Raw genomic sequence first — 592 nt, 5'->3', positions numbered from 1 at the left:
GCACGCGCGCTGGGTATGGGCCGGGTCGTGACCTGGCGGCGGATCGTATTGCCACGGGCCTTCCGGATCGCGCTGCCGGCCTACAGCAACGAGGTCATCCTGATGCTCAAGGGCAGTGCGCTGGCGAGCACGATCACGCTGCTTGATCTGACCGGCATGGCCCGCACCATCATCGCGCGGACGTATACGCCACTGGAGATCTTCCTGGCCGCGGGCGTGCTCTACGTGCTGATCACCTTCCTCATCCTCGGCGGCTTCCGCCTCGTCGAGCGGCGCCTCAACCGCCACCTCCGGCCCCGCACCGGTCATTAGTCTTCTCAGCGGTACTGTCGATTGTGAGGGCGCCTGCACGGTCGCACCGGCGCGGCCGCCGGCCGAGGGCCGCTCATGCCGGGATCGGCACGTGGGGACCCGCCTCACGGGGTACGAGTCCCCGCAGCCGGGGGTCGGCGACCCATTCGTCATAGGTGTCGAAGACCCGGAAGCCGACGCGCTGGTAGACCGCCAGCGCGTCCGGGTGATCCTCGCTGCAGGTGTGCAGCCATACCCGCCGGACCCAGGGCTCCGACCAGGCACGCGCGACGGCGGTGCG

Annotated in this window: 1 protein-coding gene and 1 pseudogene; one reads left to right on the top strand and one right to left on the bottom strand. The window is 69.8% G+C overall.

Features of this window, described 5'->3' with window-relative positions; genetic code table 11:
• Nucleotides 1–312, top strand: a 312-nt coding sequence (locus G7A99_RS23850) for an ABC transporter permease subunit (protein WP_163144552.1), incomplete at its 5' end; no start/stop codon positions are given.
• A 73-nt stretch (nucleotides 313–385) separates the two neighbouring features.
• Here the strand turns inward: G7A99_RS23850 and G7A99_RS23845 are convergent.
• A pseudogene (locus tag G7A99_RS23845) lies at nucleotides 386–592 on the bottom strand (hypothetical protein); the annotation flags it as partial.

Source organism: Arhodomonas sp. KWT (assembly GCF_010993615.1).
This window is presented reverse-complemented; position numbering and strand designations above follow the sequence as displayed.